Here is an 18,420-nt window from a genome sequence, read left to right as displayed (position 1 = left end):
GACAGTTGTGCAGCCAGTGATATTTATAAGCAACGCAATGACCAAGGTAGACCATAGCTTCGACATGAGTGCTCCTTGTGTTGTGGCCTAACGCCTGCGTTCAGCGGCGCCGTAGCGAAGCGCAGGGCACCAACCCCGAAGGGGTTGGCGTCCGCTGGAACGCCCAGTTAGGCTGGTGGCAGGACAAAGATTGCGAAGGCAGCGAGCCCGCACACGAGGCGACAGCCTGGTGTGCGCGATGTGCTGCAGCGGCAGCTTCCGAGGTGAACCGTGCCATCACGCCTCCCTTTGCGTATGGCGTCAGCCATGCGCTGACGAATGCCTCAATCTAACCCACTGCACCCTGCGCGACTGTGACGCCAACACGCAGACCGCACGCTCCGGTGGTGCGCACGACTGCCAAAGGACAGGCGGCCCACAAGCCCGATGAACACTGGGCATTCCGCAAGCCTAACGCCCAAGTTCAGCGGCGCCGGAGCGAAGCGCAGGGCACCAACCCCGAAGGGGTTGGCGTCCGCTGCAACGCACAGTTAGGCTGGTGGCAGTGGGCCGGATGCGCAGGCAGCCAGCCCGCACACGAGGCAACTGCCTGGTGTGCGCGATGTGCCGTGATGCCAGCAAGTTGACCCAACATTGCCATGCCGCCTCCCCTTGCGTATGGCGTCAGCCATGCGCTGACGAGAACCTCAATCTACCTCACTGCACCCTGCGCGACTGTGACGCCAACACGCAGACCGCACGCTCCGGTGGTGCGCACGACTGCCGAAGGACAGGCGGCCCACAAGCCCGATGAATACTGGGCATTCCGCAGGCCTAACGCCCAAGTTCAGCGGCGCCGGAGCGAAGCGCAGGGCACCGACCCCGCAGGGGTTGGCGTCCGCTGCAACGCACAGTTAGGCTGGTGGCAGTGGGCCGGATGCGCAGGCAGCCAGCTCGCACACGAGGCAACTGCCTGGTGTGCGCGATGTGCTGTGTAGTCAGCAAGTTCAACCCACATTGCCATGCCGCCTCCCTTGCGTATGGCGTCAGCCATGCGCTGACGAGAACCTCAATCTACCTCACCGCACCCTGCGCGACTGTGACGCCATCACGCAGACCGCACGCCTCGGTGGCTCGCACGACTGCCGAAGGACAGGCGGCCCGAAAGCCCCATGAATACTGGGCATTCCGCAGGCCTAACGCCCAAGTTCAGCGGCGCCGGAGCGAAGCGCAGGGCACCAACACCGAAGGGGTTGGCGTCCGCTGCAACGCACAGTTAGGCTGGTGGCAGTGGGCCGAATGCACAGGCAGTGAGACCGCACACGAGGCAACTGCCTGGTGTGCGCGATGTGCTGACTTGGCAACTTCTGAGATGAACATTGCCATGCCGCCTCCCCTTGCGTATGGCGTCAGCCATGCGCTGACGAATGCCTCAATCTAACCCACCTTCAACCTGAGCAAAAGACCCGCGCGGCACTCAACCCGAGGTACGCGGTGGTGCGGACGACTGCCGCAGGACAGGCGCCCCATTTGGCCTGCGTACAGGGAGCATTCAAGCAGGCCTAACGCCCAAGTTCAGCGGCGCCGGAGCGAAGCGCAGGGCACCAACACCGCAGGGGTTGGCGTCCGCTGCAACGCACAGTTAGGCTGGTGGCAGTGGGCCGAATGCGCAGGCAGCCAGCCCGCACACGAGGCAACTGCCTGGTGTGCGCGATGTGCTGTGATGCCAGCCGACTCGAACAACGTCGCCATGCCGCCTCCCTTTGCGTATGGCGTCAGCCATGCGCTGACGAATGCCTCAATCTAACGCACCTTCAACCTGAGCAAAAGACCTGCGCGCCACTCAACTCGAGGTGCTCGGTGGCTCGCACGACTGCCGCAGGACAGGCGGCCCACAAGCCCGATGAATACTGGGCATTCCGCAGGCCTAACTGGAATTAGACCCACCCCACTCTACCCGAGGTGTTGGTCTAACACGATCCCCCTGACGGGCGATGACAGGATCTACGCCCCAGGGCAACATCCCCACGCACCCCGCAGCAGTCATGGCGGATGCCCGCATTAGGCAACCTAAAAATCCTGTGCACAACGCCACTGCCATGTACCCCTCCCTGCTGGACGCCACACCCCTCGCCTCGCTGACGGCGCATGAGCAGCTGCCCGCGGCCACCGCGCCAGCATCCCCCCCTCCCCGCCTGCTCGACCAACTCCGCGCCCGCCTGCGCACGCTGCACTACAGCATCCGCACCGAACAGGTGTATGTCGATTGGGCGCGCCGTTTCATCCTCCACCACGGCAAGCGCCACCCACGCGACATGGGCGCCGCCGAGGTCGAAGCCTTCCTCAGCCATTTGGCCGTGGGCCGCAATGTGTCTGCCGCCACGCAGAACCAAGCCAAATCCGCCCTGCTCTTTTTGTACCGCGAAGTACTGGGCATCGAACTGCCGTGGCTGTCGGAGGTGGTGTCGGCCAAGCAATCACGCCGTTTGCCGGTGGTATTGACCGAACGCGAAGTGCGCGAATTGCTGATGCAATTGAATGGCACCACCGGCCTGGTCGCCAGCCTGCTGTACGGCACTGGCATGCGCCTGCTGGAGGGTTTGCGCCTGCGCGTCAAGGACGTCGAATTCACGCGGCGGGAAATCCTCATCCGCGCGGGCAAGGGCAACAAGGACCGCGTCACCGTGCTGCCCGAAAATCTCATCGCGCCTTTGCAGCAGCAAATCGCCAAATCCCGCGCGCTGCATCTGAAAGACCTGGCAGAGGGTTTGGGCGAGGTTTGGCTGCCCGACGCCCTCGCACAGAAATACCCCCGCGCCGGCGTCACCTGGGGCTGGCAATTCGTTTTCCCCAGCGCGCAGCGCGCCATCGACCCGCGCTCAGGCGTCGAGCGGCGCCACCACCTCTGCGAACAGACGGTGCAGCGCGCCGTGGCCCTGGGCGCCCGCCGCGCCGGCATCGACAAGCCCTGCAGCCCGCACGTGCTGCGCCACAGCTTTGCCACGCACATGCTGCAGGCCGGCTACGACATCCGCACCGTGCAGGAACTGCTGGGCCACGCCGATGTCGCCACCACGCAGATCTACACCCACGTCATGAACCGCGGCGGGCGCGGCGTGCTCAGTCCCTTCGACAAGCTCTGAGGGACGAGCGCTGAGTCGCCCAGCGCCGCCCGCCGCACACAAAGCGCCGACCTCCGCGCTGAAAGTGCCGTGCGCCGCGCTTTTGGCGACAGCACCGCCGCTTTGCGCGCCGACGTCCTCGCTTTTCACGACAACGCATGGGTCGCGCTGGGCCATGCGCGCCCCAAAAAGGGGCGGTGTCGGCGCTTTCAGCGGCAGTGGCCGCGCTTTGTGCGACACGCTCGGCGCTTTTCGCGACAACGCTGCCGCTTTTTGCGGCACACGATGGCTCGCCGAGTGCGGCGCATGGCACTGGCAGTGCCGACGTTGGCGCTTGCCGACCGAAGCCCGTCGCTCACAAGGGCGCGGGCGGCACTTTCTGCGCGGTGCCCCGCGCCTCGGCGCCGGTGCGCGCCGTTTCCACCACCACCTGCCACAGGCCGCCGTCGGGCATGCGGCACACACTGCTCACACGCAACCAGGGGCCGGTGTGGGCATCGCCTTGGGGCGCCACGGTTTCGGTCAGCACCGTGGCTTGGGCGCCGTCGAAGCCATCGGGCGTGGTGGTCGCGGTGCGCAGCTGGCGCGCGGCCTCGTCCAGGCCCTGGCGGCGCGACAGCACGTACCAGGCGCCCCCGCCCACCAGCACCGCCAGCAAAGCCAGTTCGACCATGGGGTTCAGCGGCCCACGATGGCCAGCACCGTGCGCGCGATCAGGCGCACGTCCAGCCACAGCGAGGACTGGTCCACGTACTGCGCGGCCAAGGCCAGCTTGTGCGGCAGCACCTCGTGGATGTAGGCCTGCTCGGGGTCGCTGGCGCGGGCCAGCACGCTGCTTTCGTCGCGGTACTCGATGGAGGCGATGTCGGTGATGCCCGGGCGCACCGACAGCACCTTCTCGCGCAGCGCCGCCGGGTAGTGCGCCACGTAACGCGGCACCTCGGGGCGCGGCCCCACCAGGCTCATGTCGCCCAGCCACACGTCCAGCAGCTGGGGCAGCTCGTCGAGCTTGGAGGCGCGCAGGAAGTGGCCCACGCGGGTGATGCGGCGGTCCGCCCCCACCGTGATCTGCAGGCCCTGGCTGGGCTGGCCAGACACAGCATCCACCACGTTCGCCACATGCCGCATGGTGCGGAACTTGTGGATGCGAAAAGGTTGGCCGAAGCGGCCCACGCGCTCCTGGCGGAACATCACCGGCCCGGGCGAGTCCAGCTTCACGCACAGCGCGATCAGGCCCAGCAGCGGCATCAGCAGCAAGAGGCCGATGCTGGACAGCAGCACGTCGAACAAACGCTTGGCCATCACTGTCATCTACGCCATCAACGCCATCAACGCCATCATCGACCCAAAGCCTTGCGCACCGCCGCGATCACGCGGTCGGTGTCGGCCTCGCTCATGCGGGTGTATAGCGGCAGGCTGACCATGCGCTCGTAGGCCTTCTGGCTGTGCGGGAAGGTCTCGGGCTGGAGGTCGTAGCGGTCCTTCCAATACGGGTGCAGGTGCAGCGGGATGTAGTGCACGCTCACGCCGATGCCATCGGCGAACAGGCTCTCGATGAAGCCGTCGCGGGTGATGCCTTGGGCGATGGCCTCGTCGCTCAGGCGCACCACGTAGAGGTGCCAAGCGTGGACGTCGCCTTCGTGCACGGGCCGCGGGGGCAGCACCAGGGGCAGGTCGGCCAGGGCGGCGTCGAAGCGCTGGGCGATGTGCTCGCGTTTGCGTTGGAAGCCGTCGATGCGCTGGAGCTGTTGCAGGCCCAGGCTGGCTGCGATGTCGGTCAGGTTGTACTTGAAACCGGGCGCGACGATCTCGTAATACCAGCTGGGCACCTTGGCGGTGAAGCGGTCGAAGGCATCGCGGTTGATGCCGTGCAGGCGCATGACCTTGGCGCGCGCGGCCAGCGCGGCGTTGCGCGTGACCAGCATGCCGCCCTCGCCCGTCGTCATCGTCTTGTTGGCGTAAAAGCTGAAGACGATGGCGTCGCTGTCGTGCAGGCCGATCAGCTGGCCTTTCCAGGTGGTGGGCAGCGCGTGGGCGGCGTCTTCCACGACCTTCAGGCCGTGCTTGTGCGCGATGGCGTGGATGGCGCCCATGTCCACCGCCAGGCCGGCGTAGTGCACCGGCATGATGGCCTTCGTGCGCGGCGTGATGGCGGCCTCGATGGCGGCCGGGTCGATGTTCAGCGTGGCCGGGTCGATGTCCACCAGCTTGACGTCGGCACCCAGGTAGCGCACCACCTCGGCCGTGGCCGTGAAGGTGTGGGTGGTGGTGATGACCTCGTCGCCCGGCCCGATGCCCAGCGCTTCGAGCGCCAGGTGCAGCCCGGCGGTGGCGGAGTTGACGGCAATGGCGTGGAGCTCGCCCGTGCCTTCGGCCCCGACGTGCGAATCCGCGTGGTGGATCAGGTAGGCCGCAAACGCCTGCTCGAACTGGCGCGCCTTGGGGCCCGTGGTGACCCAGCCGGAGCGCAGGGTGTCCACCACCTCGGCGATTTCTTCTTCACCGATCTCGGGCAGGGCGAAAGGCAAGAACGGCAGGGCGGGGGGCTTGTGGTCGATGCTCATGGCGGTCTCGGGAGGTCTTTCAGTTCATCGGGTCAGGCGACTCAGCGCGTCAAGCGGCCAAACGCAGGGTCGGGGCGGCGGCGCACCAGCGCATCCCACCAGCCTTGCAGCGAGCCCAGGCCGTAGCCGAAGTGGTAGGCGGCGATGACGTCGGGCAGGTGCCACCAGAGCTCGCGCCCGGCCTCGCGGCTGATCGCGGTGCTCACGGCGAACACCGCGGCGCCGTACAGCGCGCTCAGGGCCATCAGGCCACCGGCACCGAGTGCGGCCAGCCACAGCGCGGCCAGGCGGTAGTCGGCTGCGGGCGGCAGCAGGTAGCTCACCGCGGCACCCAGCAGCATCAGCATCAGGCACAGCAGCAAGGCCGCCACGAACAAGCCGGGGACGAGGTGGCGCAGGGCCGCGGCCTGGCCGTGCTTGCGCATGACGAAGGGCTTCCAGTAGCCGTACTGGCGGTATTGGCGGAAGACATCGCGCTTGCTGCTGCGCGGGAAGTACACCGAGCGGATGCTGGCCGATTGCCAGATGCGCCCGCCGCCCTGGTGGATGCGCAGGTTGTGTTCGTCGTCCTGGTTGCGCACGAGGGTCTCGTCGAAGCCGCCGAAGCGCTCGAAGGTGCTGCGCGGCCAGGCGCCCAGGTAAACCGTGTCCACCTCGCCGTTGTATGTCAGGTCGCGCGAACGCGCCCCGCCCGACACCCACTTCGACTGGAAGGCCGCGGCCACGGCGCGCTGCACGGTGCCCCCCTTGCCCTGTGCCCCTTGCGCGCACCAGGGGCCGCCCACGTTGTCGGCGCCGGTGGCCTGCCAGGTGGCTAGGCACTGGGCGATGTAGTCGGGCGCATACACGGTGTGCACGTCCAGGCGCACGATGAAGTCCCCAGTGGCGTGTGCGATGCAGCGGTTCAGCCCGGTGGAGACGATGCGGCCCGGGTTGTCGATGACGTGGAAGCGGGCGTCGCTGGCGCACCAATCGGCCAGCTGCTCGCGGGTGCCGTCGTTGCTCATGCCATCGGCGATCCAGACTTCCAGCGCGACCTCGGCGGGCAGCTGCTGCTCGGCCACGCTCTGGCAGAAGGCACGGATGTGGGCCGCTTCGTTGCGGCAGGGCACGATGACGGAGATGCGCATCGGAGGGCTCACAGGGGCGTTCACCCCGTCACCGCGCGCTTGCGCTGCTGGCGCGGCACGGTGGGGTGGAGCAGGCGCTGGTAGAGGCGCCACATGGCGTCCATCTGGCCGCGGCGGGAGGCATCGCGCTCGATGCGTTCGCGGTTGTGCAGGCCCATCTGGGCCGACTGCGCCGGGTGGTCGTGGGCCAGCAGCAGGGCCTGCGTGAGGGCCTGGGCGTCGCGCACGGGCACGACCCAGCCGCCTTGTTCATCGACCCACTGGCGGTTGGCCGGCAGGTCGGAGGCCAGCACCGGCAGGCCGCAGGCCATCGACTCCAGCACCGACACCGAGGTGGCGTCCGAGGTCGGCACCGACACCGACACCCGGCTTTGCTGGATGGCCCGCACCATCTGCACATCGTTGACGCGGCCATGGAATTGCACCTGGTCTTGCAGGCCGAGTTGAGCCACCTGCGCGTGCAGGGCATCGCTCAGGCTGCCGCCGCCCAGCAGGTGCAGGCGCGCCCGGGCTTGCGGGCGTTGCGCTGCGAACTGCGCGAAGGCTTCAACGATGGTGTCGATGTTGTAGTTGGGCTCCCAGCTGCGCAGGCTGACGATGTCAAAGTGGCCCGGCTCAGAGGCCGCATCGGCGGGGGTGAAGACATCGGTGTCCGCGCCCCACAGGATCTGATGACAAGGCGCAGCCGGGTGGTAACGCGCGATCTCGTCGATCATGTCCAGCGAATCGGCCGTGATCAGGTCGGCGTGGCGCAGCGACCAGGCCACCACCAGGCGCATCAGGCGGCTGTCGCGCGGCGTGACGAGGATGTCGCTGCCCCAGGCGGTCAGCACCGTGGGCAGCTTCAGCCCGCACATCGCCGCCCACAGGCCATACGAGGTCACGTAATGCCCATGCACCAGCGTGGGCTGGAAGCGCTGCGCCACCTCGCGGGCCACGCGGCGCACCTCGGGCAGGGCTTTGAACCACGTCAGCTTGTCGCTGCCCGGCGCGATGGCGATGACCTCCGTCGCGCCCGGCACCTCGGCCGGCTGTCGGGTGATGACGATGGCCTCGGCGCCGCGTTCGGCCACCGCGGCCACCCAGCGGCGCGTGTGCACACTGGACGCATCGGCGAAAAACAGGATGCGGGTGCCGACGTCGGGCGGGGTGGCGCTCATGCGGGGGCTTTCGGGGTGGCCTTCGCTGGGCTGGGCTCGCCCGCCTGCAAGGCGCGGCGCAGGTGGTCCTTGCCGGCCCATTGGGCATAGACGGCGTGCAGCTCGGGGTGGCGCTGCAGGAGCGGGCCGTCGAGCTCGCGCGTGTCGCCGATCACCACGGCCGGGCGGCCATGGCCTTGCGGGCCGAGGATGGCGAAATCGGGCACCGCCCCCGACACGAAGCTGTAGCCCTGCACGATGACGCCCTTGCCGATCTGCGAGCCCGGCGCGATCACGCTGTGCGGGCCCAGGAAGCTGTAGGCGCCCACGCGGGTGGCGCGGCGCACGTAGCCGGCGGGTTTGGGGTCGGAGACGTAGCGGCGGCCCATGACGCGCACGGCGCGGTGGCTGGAGTGGCTGAGGATGGACACGTAGTTGGTGACCTGCACGCCTTCTTCGATCAGCAGGCCGTTGGAGCCGTCCAGGCGGTTGAAGTGCCCGACGAAGACGTGGTCCTGCAGCACCAGGCCGTCCTTGCCCTCGATGCAGGTGTGCGTGCTCACCCGCGTGTGCGGCTGGAAGCTGCCATCGGCGTTGCGCCAGCCATAGACGGTGCGGGGGCCGGTGAACACCGACAGCACGCGCACCAGCGGCTGTTTGAGGAAGTGGCTCAGGGGGGTCATGGGACGAAGGAAGGCGGACGCCTGAGATTGTCCGCGGAAATCACGCCCCTGTTCGACCGAGCGGCTGTGCGTGACGCATGTCACACTCGTCGCCAAATCCACCCCTGGCCTGGAGGGTGCCGCGCACGACCCCGCCTGGGGTACGATGCTCGCGTAAACCCTTAAAGGCCGCACCGCGACCACACAATCTCCAGGAATGCCCATGAACCGCCACCTGCTCACCGCCCTGTCCCTGTGCTGTGCCGCCGCCAGCGCGCAAGCCACGCCCGTCGTCCTGGGCAGCGCCACGCAAGGCGGCCTGACCATCGGCGGCGCCACCGCCGTGTCCTTCGGCGGCTACGACGGCAGCGCCTCGGTGAGCACCGGCGTCCTGAGCCAGGGCTACAGTGGCACGCTCAACGCCCTGACGGCCGGCACCATCAGCTTCACCTACCTGGGCCACGAATCGGCGTACGCCAACGTCTTCAACTTCAACGGCCAGCACCTCTACCAGGGGCTGTTCACCGGTGGCACCCTGAGCGCCAACATCGCCGCTGGCACGGTGAACTTCAGTTTCACCAACCACGGCGGCTTCCTCGGCCTGCAAGCCACCACCTACGCCAACGGCAGCAGCGTGGGCGCGATGGCCTTCATGCCCGCGGTGAACACCGCGAAGTACGGCAATTTCGACTTCGTCGTGGGCTTCAATGACAAGCGTCCCGGCAGCTCGCTGGGCGATGTGGACTTCGACGACTTCGTGGTCGGCGTGAAGTTCAGCCCCACGGCCGTGCCCGAAGCCAGCACCTGGGCCCTGATGGCCCTGGGCCTGGCCGCTGTGGCCGCCGTGAGCCGCCGCCGCGCCTGAATCAAGCTCAGACGGGGGCTGGCACCTCGCCGGCCCCGCGCGTCCACAAGGCGCGCAGCGGCAGGCCCGCGTGTTTCAGGAACACGCCATACGCCACCGCGATGGCGCCCAGGTAACCCACGCTGGACGCCACCCCCGCCCCCACCGCACCGTGCAGGGGCACCAGCCACCAGCCCAGCCCGAAGCTCAGGCACAGCGACAAGCCCGCGATGGCCCCCGACAGCTGTGGGCGCCCCAGGTGGTTCGTGTAGAACGCCGACAGGCTGGACGCCGCCGCGTAGCCCGCCACACCGGGCAGCAAGGCCGCCAGCGGCATCAGCGAGGCCTGGTAGGCCTCCCCCAGCACCCAGGGCAGCGCCCACCACGCCCCCACCAGCAGCACCGGCGCGGCCAGCAAGGTGGCCAGCACGTTGATGCGCACCGCCTGCACCGTCATGGCCGCGGCCACGCGGGCGTCCGGGTGCCCGATGCGTGCATAGGCCGACACCGTCACCGAGGACGACAGCAGCCACAGCAGCTCGGCCACCGTCACCGACACCGAATAGGTGCCGACCTCGCTCAAGCCGTGGAAACGCTCGACCAGGAACAGCGAGGCGCGGTAATTCAGCAGGCTGACGACGTTGGTCACGCCGATGGTGGCAATGAAAGGCCACTGGCTTTGCCAGCGCGCCGCCACCTGGGAAGCCAAGCCCAAGGCCTCGTCCCGCTGGCCCGCATCGTGCAAAGCATAGACCGCCGTCAGCACGGCCACGATGGCCTTGCCGCTGACCCAGGCCGTCAGCACCAGCACCACCAGCGGCGCATTGCGCACCGCGCCTTGCGTCAACCAGCCGGTGCCCAGCAGGCCCAGCAGCACCAGGGCTGGCGCCGCCACCTGGGCCACGTTGATGGGCCACATGCGCCCCTCGCCCAGCCACAGACCGGTGGCCGTGGGCACCAGGAGCAGGAAGGGCGCGGCCAGGGCCAGCAGCCACAGCTGCGAGTACGGCAGCGTGTGCGAGGCCCAGGACACCGCCAGCAGCGCGCACGAGGCCAGCAGGCCCAGCGACACCGCCGCGCGCAGCACACCGCGCAACATGGGCAAGGCCTGCAGCGTGGGCGTGCCGCCTTGCTGGGACATCTGCCGCGCCAGCCACAGGCCCAGGCCCGAAAACAGCGTCAGCAAGGCCGACTCAACGGCCACGAACAGCGCGAAAGCGCCCTGCACCTTCGGCCCCTGGCGCGCCACCACCACGGTGATGGCCAGGCCCAGGCCCACCATGAGGAGCTTGGCCAGGAGGTTGCCCAGGGCAGCTCGGGGCACAGACAGACGCGCAAACATGGTGGGCATTGTGGCCCAGGGTTTCATACAATCCCGGCTCCCACCTCGACCCCAGCCTTGCCATGACCACGCCCCAACACCCCGCAACGCCCGCATCCCACTCGCCCGAGGTCGCCCCCGAGCTGGTGGTGGACACCAACAAACTGGTGGCCGAGCGTCGCGAGAAACTGGCCGCCATCCGCGCCCAGGGCGTGGCCTTCCCCAACGACTTCAAGCCCGCCGACCGCGCCGGTGCCCTGCACGCCGCCCACGATGGCAGCGAGCCTGAGGCCCTGGCCGCACAAGGCGTCAAGGCCAGCGTCGGCGGCCGCCTGATGCTCAAGCGCGTCATGGGCAAGGCCTGCTTCGGCACCCTGCAAGACGCCACCGGCCGCATCCAGGTCTATGTGAAGCTCGACAACGTCGGCGCCGACAAGCTCGACGCCTTCAAGCACTGGGACCTGGGCGACATCCTCGGCGCCGAGGGCACGCTGTTCAAGACCAAGACGGGCGAGCTGTCCATCGAGGTCACCGACATCCGCCTGCTGACCAAGGCCCTGCGCCCGCTGCCCGACAAGTTCCACGGCATGACCGACCAGGAACAGAAGTACCGCCAGCGCTATGTCGATCTGATCGTGGACGAAGCGTCGCGCAACCGCTTCATCGCGCGTTCCAAGGCCGTGGCCTCGATCCGCAGCTTCATGGTGGACAACGGCTTCCTCGAAGTCGAAACGCCGATGATGCACCCCATCCCCGGCGGCGCCAATGCCAAGCCCTTCACCACCCACCACAACGCGCTCGACCAGGAGATGTTCCTGCGGATTGCGCCTGAGCTGTACCTGAAGCGCCTGGTGGTGGGTGGTTTTGAGCGCGTGTTCGAGATCAACCGCAACTTCCGCAACGAGGGTGTCTCGGTCCGTCACAATCCCGAATTCACGATGATGGAGTTCTACGCGGCCTGGTGGAACCACCGCGACCTGATGGACTTCACCGAGAGCATCCTGCGCCACGCCGCGATGGCCGCCGTGGGCACCGCGAAGCTGACGTATGGCGGCGAGGACGTGGACCTCGAATCGCCCTTCGAGCGCCTGACCGTGCGCGACTCGCTGGTGAAATACGCTGATCTGACCCTGGCCGAAGCCGACGACAAGGCCGTGCTGCACGCCAAGCTGCAGCACCTGGGCGAAGAACCCCCGGCCCGCTGGAGCCTGGCCGAGCTGCAATTTGGCCTGTTCGAAGCCGCGGTGGAAGAAAAGCTCTGGCAGCCGACCTTCATCATCGATTACCCGGTTGAAGTGAGCCCGCTGGCCCGCGCATCTGACGCCAACCCCAGCATCACCGAACGCTTCGAGCTGTTCATCACCGGCCGCGAATACGGCAACGGCTTTTCCGAGTTGAACGACCCCGAAGAACAGGCCGCGCGCTTTGCCGCACAAGCCAACGCCAAGGACGCAGGCGACGAAGAAGCCATGTACTTCGACGCCGACTACATCCGCGCGTTGGAGTACGGCCTGCCCCCGACGGGTGGTTGCGGCATCGGCATCGACCGCCTGATGATGCTGCTGACCGACGCCCCGAACATCCGCGACGTGATCCTGTTCCCGGCGCTGCGCCAGGAGGCCTGAGCCCGCGTCTGAACCCACACCCGAGCCCGCATGACCGTGCTCAACCCGGCATGGGTGCTGCTGCCCTGGCTGCTGGCCCTGGTGACGGTGAGCGGGCTGTCGCGCCTGCGGCCGCTGCCCCCTGAACCGGGGCGCTTCGCCACCATCGACGGGCTGCGCGGCCACCTGGCCTTCGGTGTCTTCCTGCACCACGGGGTGATCTGGCACGGCTTCCTGCGCAGCGGCCAATGGACCGCACCGCCGTCCGCCTTCTTCAACCACCTGGGCCAGGACAGCGTGGTGCTGTTCTTCATGGTGACGGCCTTCCTGTTCGTCGGGCGATTGCTCGATGCGCGTGAGCGCCCGGTGGACTGGCTGCGCCTCTACGTGTCGCGGGTGATGCGCCTGGCGCCGCTGTACCTGCTGGCCATGGCCGTGCTGTTCACCCTGTGTGGTGTGCTCACCGACTGGGAGCGCCAGGTGCCCACGCGCGAGTTGCACCGGGCCCTGCGGCACTGGCTGTTCTTCAGCATCGGCGGCAGGGACAACATCAACGGCGTGCCCCACACGGCCACCTTGACCGCTGGCGTGACCTGGTCCTTGCCGCTGGAGTGGATGTTCTACCTGCTGCTGCCCACCGTGGCGCTGCTGATGCGCCGCACCGTGCCGCTGTGGCTGGCGGTGGCCGCGCTGGTGTGCGCGCTCGGCATCTGGGCCAACAACAAAGAGCCGACGATGCTGTGGGCCTTCGCGGGTGGCGGGCTGGTGGCGTGGTGGGTGCGCCGTCCGGCCCTGCGCGACTGGACGCACCGGCCCTGGCATGACGGCCTGGCGGTGCTGGCACTGGCTGGGGCGGTGCTGAGCGCACCGAATGTGCACCACACCGCACCCATCCTGCTGCTGACGGTGGCCTTCGGCCTGATCGCCTCGGGCTGCGACCTGTTCGGCCTGCTGCGCTGGCGGGTGTCGCAGCAACTGGGCGAGCTGGCCTACAGCATCTACCTGCTGCACGGGCTGCTGCTGTTCATGAGCGTGACCTTTGTGCTCGGCCGGGCACAGGCAAGCGCCTACACGCCACAGGCGCACTGGTGGTGGCTGAGCGCGCTGGCGCCCGCCGTCGTCACCATCGCCTGGCTGGCCTTCCACACCGTCGAGCGCCCCGCCATGCGCGCGACCGACGCCTGGGCCGCGCGGGTTAGACGCCTGTTCACGCGCATGGGACTGCTGGCATGATCGTGGGCTGATTTCCCCACGAGGACGCCTCATGGCCCATGCCCACCCAGACACCAGCAAAGCGCCGGCTGCCGACGCTCCCACCCACACCCGCCACGGCGCCTGCAACCTCTGCGAAGCCATCTGCGGCCTGACCTTCCAGGTGCAAGGTTCTGTCGATGGCACAGGCCCGCAGGCCCGCATCGTGAGCGTCAAGGGCAACGAGGCCGACCCCCTCTCGCGCGGCCACATCTGCCCCAAGGCCGTGGCGCTCAAAGACCTCCACGAAGACCCGGACCGCCTGCGCCAGCCCGTCAAGCGCGTGGTGGAGCAGGGCCCCCATGGCAGCATCACCCGCTGGCAGACCATCACCTGGGACGAGGCCTTTGACCTCGTCGTGGAAGGCCTGGCCCGAACGCGCGAACAGCACGGCCCGAACGCCGTTGCGGTGTACCAGGGCAACCCCAATGTGCACAACTGGGGCAATGTCACCCACGGTCACCTGTTTTTCAGCCAGTTGAAGACGCGCTCGCGCTTCTCGGCCACCTCGGCCGACCAGTTGCCGCACCACGTCGTCGCGCACTGGTTGTACGGCCACCAGCTGGCCATCCCCATCCCCGACATCGACCGCACCCAGTTCATGCTGGTGCTGGGCGGCAACCCGTTGGCCTCCAACGGCAGCCTCATGACCGTGCCCGATGTGCGCGCCCGCTTCAAGGCCCTCAAAAGCCGTGGCGGCAAGCTGGTCGTGGTGGACCCGCGCCGCACCGAAACCGCGGCGATTGCCGACGAGCACCTGGCCATCGACCCGGGCACCGACGCCGCCTGGCTGCTCAGCCTGGTGCACACGCTGTTCGCCGAAGAACTGACCCAGCCCGGCGCGCTGGCGCCGCTGCTGGACCATGTCCAGGCCGTGCGCGATGCCGTCGCGCCCTTCAGCCCCGAGGCCACGGCCGCGTTGACCGGCATCGACGCGGCCACCACGCGGCGCATCGCCCGCGAGCTCGCTGCGGCGTCAAGCCAAGGCGGCGCGGTGGCCTATGGCCGCATGGGTGTGTCCACGCAGGCGCACGGTGTGGTCAGCCAATGGGCCATCCAGGTCATCAACCTGCTGACGGGCAACATCGACCGCGAAGGCGGTGCGCTGCTCACCAGCCCGGCGCTCAACCTCATTCAGATGAAGCTGATGGGCCCCGGCCACCTGGGCGCCTGGCGCAGCCGCGTGCGTGGCGCGCCCGAGTTCAGCGGCGAGCTGCCGGTGTCGGTGCTGGCCGAAGAGATGCTGACGCCGGGCCGCGGGCAGATCAAAGCGCTGCTGACGGCGGCGGGCAACCCCGTGCTGTCCACGCCGAACGGCCGCCAACTGGACGAAGCCCTGGCGAAGCTGGATTTCATGGTCGCCATCGATTTCTACGTGAACGAGACCACGCGCCACGCCGACGTCATCCTGCCGCCGACCTGCTTCGTCGAGCACGACCACTACGACCTCGTTTTCCTGCACCTGGCCGTGCGCAATGTGGCCCGCTACAGCGAGCCCATTGTCGAGCGCGCGCCCGGCACGCTGCACGACTGGGAGATCTACGCCGAGCTGGCGCAACGTTACGCCCGCCGCGTCTGGGCGCTGGAGCGCGGCGGCGTGGCATCGCGCCTGGCCGGCCTGCTGACCCGCGGGCTGATGAAGCGCCTGCCACCGCACCGCCTGCTGGCCATCGGGCTCAACCGCGCAGGTGCCTCGGCCCAGGGCCTGACGCTGGCCAAGCTGCGCGCCCACCCCGAAGGCATCGACCTGGGGCCGCTCAAGCCTTCCCTGGTGGCCAGCCTGACAGCACGCAAAAAGCGCATCGACCTCATGCCCGCGGGCATCCGCAGCGAACTGCCGCAGCTGGTGGCCGCGTTCACCGGGCCGGTCACGCCGCTGGCCAGCCCCTCGGGCCGACCCACGCTCAAGCTGATCGGCCGGCGCGACGTGCGCAGCAACAACTCCTGGATGCACAACAGCGAGCGCCTGGTCTCGGGCAAGCCGCGCTGCACCCTGTGGATGCACCCCGACGACGCCCTGCGCCACGCCGTGGCCGATGGCCAGACCGTCACCGTGGCCTCGCGCACCGGGCGCATCGCGGTGCCGGTGCACGTGAGCGCCGACATCCGCCCCGGCGTGGTCAGCCTGCCGCACGGCTGGGGCCACGACCGCGAAGGCGTGCAGATGGCGGTGGCGCAAGCCCACCCGGGCGCCAGCATCAACGACCTCACCGACGATCGCCTGACCGATCGCATTTCTGCCAACGCGGCTTTCAGCGCCGTGCCGGTCTGGATCGAGGCGGCCTGACCCACAATCCCCTTCCATGCGTGAACCCATGAGCGACCTCACCCTGGAAATCGCCGCCACCGCCGCCCGCATGGTGGTGGAAGAGGGCCTGGAATACGGCCCGGCCAAGCGCCGCGCCGTCAAGCAGCTCGGGCTGAACAGCCGCTCGGCCCTGCCCGACAACGGCGAGGTGGAAGACGCGGTGTTCGAGTACATCGGCCTGTTCTGCGCCGACACCCAACCCGCCGAGCTGCGCGCCCTGCGCGAGCTGGCGGCCCTGTGGATGCAGCGCCTGGCCGAGTTCCGCCCGCACCTGAGCGGCGCGGTGTGGCGCGGCACGGCCACCCGCCTCAACGACGTCCACCTGCAGCTTTACTGCGACGACAGCAAGTCGGCTGAGATCTTCTTGCTCGGCAAGGGCCAGGACTACGACGTGGGCAGCGTGCCCGGCCCGCGCGGCCAGGACGTGGACCGCCTGAGCCTGAGCGTGGCCTGCCCGGCACTGAACGAGTCCATCGGCCTGCACCTGACCATCCTCGATGCCGACGACCTGCGCGGCGCCCTCAAGCCCGACGCCCGCGGCCGCACCGAACGCGGCGACCTGGCCGCCCTGCAACGCCTGCTGGCCAGCGATGCGGCCGCATCGGCCTGAGCCCGACCACCGCCGCCCACCTTCAGCCCCTCGCGCCACAACGCACACCGCCACCCGATGAGCCCCACCCGCCCCCCAGCCTCGCCCCGCCCGGCAGCCACCTCAACCTCGGCGCCTACCGCTTCGGCCCAGCGCCAGCACGGCGAAGCCCGCCGCGCCGCGCTCATCGCCCTGGCCCTGGGGGCCACCGCGGCCGGCGCCTGGTTCGGCCTGCGCCGCCAGGGCTCGCCCGCGGCACCGACCGACGCCAGCAACAACGCGGCGACAGCCGGCACCGCAGCCAGCGCCCCCACCGACGCCGCCTCCGCCCCGCTCATCGCCGGTGATGTCCTGCAAGCCGGCTTCTGGGCCCAGCAGTTCGACACCCCCGCGGGCGGCAGCCTGACCTTGGCCCACCTGAAGGGCAAGCCGGTGCTGCTGAATTTCTGGGCGACGTGGTGCCCGCCCTGCGTCAAGGAAATGCCCGAGCTCGACCGTTTCCAGAGCGAATTCGCGTCCAAAGGTTGGCAGGTGCTGGGCCTGGCCATCGACGGCCCGACGCCCGTGAAAGAATTTCTGGCCAAAGTCCCTGTAGGATTCGGGATTGGCCTGGCGGGCTTCGGTGGCACCGAACTCGCCCAGGCCCTGGGCAACGCGGCCGGTGGCCTGCCCTTCTCCCTGCTGATCGACGCGCAAGGCCGCGTGCGCCACCGCAAGATGGGCGCCACCGACTTCGACGAACTGGCCGGCTGGGCCCGCGAGATCACACCCTGAGCCCGCACAAACATTTCCAGCAAATTTCAGGATTTGCGGCCATGTGCGGGTAAAATGCGCCTACGTTCATTTTCTGGGGTCATCTCATTGGTTGCGTTGTCAGATGCAGCCACACAGACGCCCCCCGACGCATGCAGATTCTCGTCCTCCATGGCCCCAACCTCAACCTGCTGGGCATCCGTGAACCGCAGGTCTATGGCGCCACCACCCTGGAGCAGATCAACACCGATCTGGTCGCCCACGCCGCCCGCCGTGGCGCAGCGCTGAGCACCTTCCAGAGCAACCACGAAGGCGTGCTCATCGACCGCGTGCAAGCCGCGCGCACCGACGGCACCCAGTTCATCGTCATCAACCCGGGCGCTTTCACGCACACCAGCGTGGCCCTGCGCGATGCCTTTGCGGGCGTGGCCCTGCCCTTCATCGAAGTGCACCTGTCCAACATCCACCGGCGCGAACCCTTCCGCCACCACTCCTATTTCTCGGACCTCGCCGAAGGCGTGATCCTGGGACTGGGCGCGGCGGGCTACCGCCTGGCCGTGGATGCCGCCCTGGACCGCCTGAACGCCCCTCAGAATCCCCCCCGCGGCTGAGCCCCGACGGACCACCTCCCGGACCGCCCGACCGCATCAACCCTTGCGCCACACGAGCGTCACCCGCTCGGCGCATTGCTGGAGAAAACCCATGGACCTGCGCAAACTCAAGACCCTGATCGACCTCGTGTCCGAGTCGAACGTGTCTGAACTGGAAATCACCGAAGCCGACGGCAAAGTCCGCATCGTCAAGGCCGGCGCCGCCCCCATCGTCATGCAAACGGTGGCCGCGCCCGCCGTCGCCACCCCTGCCGCGCCCGCTGCTGCCGCACCCGCCGCCGAAGCCCCGGCCGCACCGGTCGAGACCGGCCACGTCGTCAAGTCGCCCATGGTGGGCACCTTCTACCGCGCCTCCAGCCCGGGCGCCAAGGCCTTCGCCGACGTCGGCGACGTGGTCAAGGCCGGCCAGGCCGTCTGCATCATCGAAGCCATGAAGATCATGAACGAGATCGAATCGGACGTGGACGGCACCATCACCAAGATCCTGGTCGAGAACGGCCAGCCTGTCGAGTACGGCCAGCCTTTGTTCATCGTCGAATAAAC

16 protein-coding genes are annotated in these 18,420 nt (G+C 68.4%); 9 read left to right on the top strand and 7 right to left on the bottom strand.

Annotated features, from left to right (window positions below; genetic code table 11):
• The first annotated feature begins 2,078 nt into the window (after positions 1 to 2,078).
• Positions 2,079 to 3,122 (top strand): integron integrase, encoded by a 1,044-nt coding sequence (locus EV672_RS17525; protein WP_133611266.1) that lies wholly within the window; start codon positions 2,079 to 2,081, stop codon positions 3,120 to 3,122.
• A 334-nt stretch (positions 3,123 to 3,456) separates the two neighbouring features.
• Here the strand turns inward: EV672_RS17525 and EV672_RS17520 are convergent, their stop codons facing one another.
• The 6 genes from EV672_RS17520 to EV672_RS17495 are packed head-to-tail and all read right to left on the bottom strand — an operon-like array spanning position 3,457 to position 8,617.
• Positions 3,457 to 3,774 carry a hypothetical protein gene (locus EV672_RS17520; RefSeq protein ID WP_133611265.1) on the bottom strand — a complete coding sequence of 106 codons (318 nt, stop codon included), beginning with the start codon at positions 3,772 to 3,774 and terminating at the stop codon, positions 3,457 to 3,459.
• A 5-nt stretch (positions 3,775 to 3,779) separates the two neighbouring features.
• Complete coding sequence (locus tag EV672_RS17515) at positions 3,780 to 4,403, bottom strand: sugar transferase (RefSeq protein WP_133611264.1); 624 nt, start codon at positions 4,401 to 4,403, stop codon at positions 3,780 to 3,782.
• Between the two features lie 35 nt (positions 4,404 to 4,438).
• On the bottom strand, positions 4,439 to 5,665 hold the full coding sequence (locus tag EV672_RS17510) for a DegT/DnrJ/EryC1/StrS family aminotransferase (protein ID WP_133611263.1): 1,227 nt from the start codon (positions 5,663 to 5,665) through the stop codon (positions 4,439 to 4,441).
• Between the two features lie 41 nt (positions 5,666 to 5,706).
• Positions 5,707 to 6,795, bottom strand: a complete 1,089-nt coding sequence (locus EV672_RS17505; protein ID WP_133611262.1) for a glycosyltransferase family 2 protein — start codon at positions 6,793 to 6,795, stop codon at positions 5,707 to 5,709.
• A gap of 20 nt (positions 6,796 to 6,815) precedes the next feature.
• A complete protein-coding gene (locus tag EV672_RS17500; protein WP_133611261.1) occupies positions 6,816 to 7,955 on the bottom strand; it encodes a glycosyltransferase in 1,140 nt (379 codons plus the stop codon).
• Positions 7,952 to 8,617, bottom strand: coding sequence for an LbetaH domain-containing protein (locus EV672_RS17495; protein ID WP_133611260.1), 666 nt, complete (start codon positions 8,615 to 8,617; stop codon positions 7,952 to 7,954). Before EV672_RS17495 ends, EV672_RS17500 begins: the two co-directional genes overlap by 4 nt.
• 202 nt (positions 8,618 to 8,819) lie before the next feature.
• Between EV672_RS17495 and EV672_RS17490 the strand changes: the two genes are divergently transcribed.
• The gene (locus EV672_RS17490) at positions 8,820 to 9,461 is read left to right on the top strand and encodes a PEP-CTERM sorting domain-containing protein (protein WP_166643630.1); all 642 of its coding nucleotides are present in this window, start codon (positions 8,820 to 8,822) and stop codon (positions 9,459 to 9,461) included.
• Positions 9,462 to 9,468: 7 nt separating this feature from the next.
• Here EV672_RS17490 and EV672_RS17485 read toward each other — a convergent pair whose 3' ends face one another.
• Positions 9,469 to 10,782: a lipopolysaccharide biosynthesis protein gene (locus tag EV672_RS17485; protein ID WP_133611258.1), complete on the bottom strand. Its 1,314-nt coding sequence runs from the start codon at positions 10,780 to 10,782 to the stop codon at positions 9,469 to 9,471.
• A 62-nt stretch (positions 10,783 to 10,844) separates the two neighbouring features.
• Here EV672_RS17485 and lysS point away from each other — a divergent pair, with 62 nt between their 5' ends.
• The 7 genes from lysS to accB all read left to right on the top strand — a co-directional run bounded on the left by lysS (position 10,845) and on the right by accB (position 18,418).
• Entirely contained in the window at positions 10,845 to 12,386 is a 1,542-nt protein-coding gene (gene lysS, locus EV672_RS17480) for a lysine--tRNA ligase (RefSeq protein WP_133611257.1), read from the top strand.
• Between the two features lie 30 nt (positions 12,387 to 12,416).
• Positions 12,417 to 13,598 carry an acyltransferase family protein gene (locus EV672_RS17475; RefSeq protein ID WP_133611256.1) on the top strand — a complete coding sequence of 394 codons (1,182 nt, stop codon included), beginning with the start codon at positions 12,417 to 12,419 and terminating at the stop codon, positions 13,596 to 13,598.
• 31 nt (positions 13,599 to 13,629) lie between these two features.
• A complete protein-coding gene (locus EV672_RS17470) occupies positions 13,630 to 15,903 on the top strand; it encodes a molybdopterin-dependent oxidoreductase (RefSeq protein ID WP_133611255.1) in 2,274 nt (757 codons plus the stop codon).
• Positions 15,904 to 15,931: 28 nt separating this feature from the next.
• The gene (locus EV672_RS17465) at positions 15,932 to 16,534 is read left to right on the top strand and encodes a ferredoxin reductase domain-containing protein (protein ID WP_133611254.1); all 603 of its coding nucleotides are present in this window, start codon (positions 15,932 to 15,934) and stop codon (positions 16,532 to 16,534) included.
• A 57-nt stretch (positions 16,535 to 16,591) separates the two neighbouring features.
• Positions 16,592 to 17,287 (top strand): TlpA disulfide reductase family protein, encoded by a 696-nt coding sequence (locus EV672_RS17460; RefSeq protein WP_133611253.1) that lies wholly within the window; start codon positions 16,592 to 16,594, stop codon positions 17,285 to 17,287.
• A 131-nt stretch (positions 17,288 to 17,418) separates the two neighbouring features.
• Positions 17,419 to 17,877, top strand: a complete 459-nt coding sequence (aroQ, locus tag EV672_RS17455) for a type II 3-dehydroquinate dehydratase (RefSeq protein WP_133611252.1) — start codon at positions 17,419 to 17,421, stop codon at positions 17,875 to 17,877.
• A gap of 91 nt (positions 17,878 to 17,968) precedes the next feature.
• On the top strand, positions 17,969 to 18,418 hold the full coding sequence (gene accB / locus EV672_RS17450; RefSeq protein WP_133611251.1) for an acetyl-CoA carboxylase biotin carboxyl carrier protein: 450 nt from the start codon (positions 17,969 to 17,971) through the stop codon (positions 18,416 to 18,418).
• Positions 18,419 to 18,420 lie beyond the last annotated feature (2 nt).

The organism is Aquabacterium commune, from assembly GCF_004362855.1.
In the GTDB taxonomy this organism is placed as follows: domain Bacteria; phylum Pseudomonadota; class Gammaproteobacteria; order Burkholderiales; family Burkholderiaceae_C; genus Aquabacterium; species Aquabacterium commune.
Note: the sequence above shows the minus strand (reverse complement) of the source record. Positions and strands in the feature narration are given on the sequence as shown.

Bases quoted from the DNA above. Each gene is read 5' to 3' on its own strand.
- aroQ (WP_133611252.1), top strand. From the start codon at position 17,419: ATGCAGATTCTCGTCCTCCATGGCCCCAACCTCAACCTGCTGGGCATC.
- EV672_RS17490 (WP_166643630.1), top strand. From the start codon at position 8,820: ATGAACCGCCACCTGCTCACCGCCCTGTCCCTGTGCTGTGCCGCCGCC.
- EV672_RS17525 (WP_133611266.1), top strand. From the start codon at position 2,079: ATGTACCCCTCCCTGCTGGACGCCACACCCCTCGCCTCGCTGACGGCG.
- EV672_RS17465 (WP_133611254.1), top strand. From the start codon at position 15,932: ATGAGCGACCTCACCCTGGAAATCGCCGCCACCGCCGCCCGCATGGTG.
- EV672_RS17510 (WP_133611263.1), bottom strand. From the start codon at position 5,665: ATGAGCATCGACCACAAGCCCCCCGCCCTGCCGTTCTTGCCTTTCGCC.
- EV672_RS17515 (WP_133611264.1), bottom strand. From the start codon at position 4,403: ATGGCCAAGCGTTTGTTCGACGTGCTGCTGTCCAGCATCGGCCTCTTG.
- EV672_RS17505 (WP_133611262.1), bottom strand. From the start codon at position 6,795: ATGCGCATCTCCGTCATCGTGCCCTGCCGCAACGAAGCGGCCCACATC.
- lysS (WP_133611257.1), top strand. From the start codon at position 10,845: ATGACCACGCCCCAACACCCCGCAACGCCCGCATCCCACTCGCCCGAG.
- EV672_RS17495 (WP_133611260.1), bottom strand. From the start codon at position 8,617: ATGACCCCCCTGAGCCACTTCCTCAAACAGCCGCTGGTGCGCGTGCTG.
- EV672_RS17475 (WP_133611256.1), top strand. From the start codon at position 12,417: ATGACCGTGCTCAACCCGGCATGGGTGCTGCTGCCCTGGCTGCTGGCC.
- EV672_RS17485 (WP_133611258.1), bottom strand. From the start codon at position 10,782: ATGTTTGCGCGTCTGTCTGTGCCCCGAGCTGCCCTGGGCAACCTCCTG.
- EV672_RS17520 (WP_133611265.1), bottom strand. From the start codon at position 3,774: ATGGTCGAACTGGCTTTGCTGGCGGTGCTGGTGGGCGGGGGCGCCTGG.
- accB (WP_133611251.1), top strand. From the start codon at position 17,969: ATGGACCTGCGCAAACTCAAGACCCTGATCGACCTCGTGTCCGAGTCG.
- EV672_RS17500 (WP_133611261.1), bottom strand. From the start codon at position 7,955: ATGAGCGCCACCCCGCCCGACGTCGGCACCCGCATCCTGTTTTTCGCC.
- EV672_RS17460 (WP_133611253.1), top strand. From the start codon at position 16,592: ATGAGCCCCACCCGCCCCCCAGCCTCGCCCCGCCCGGCAGCCACCTCA.
- EV672_RS17470 (WP_133611255.1), top strand. From the start codon at position 13,630: ATGGCCCATGCCCACCCAGACACCAGCAAAGCGCCGGCTGCCGACGCT.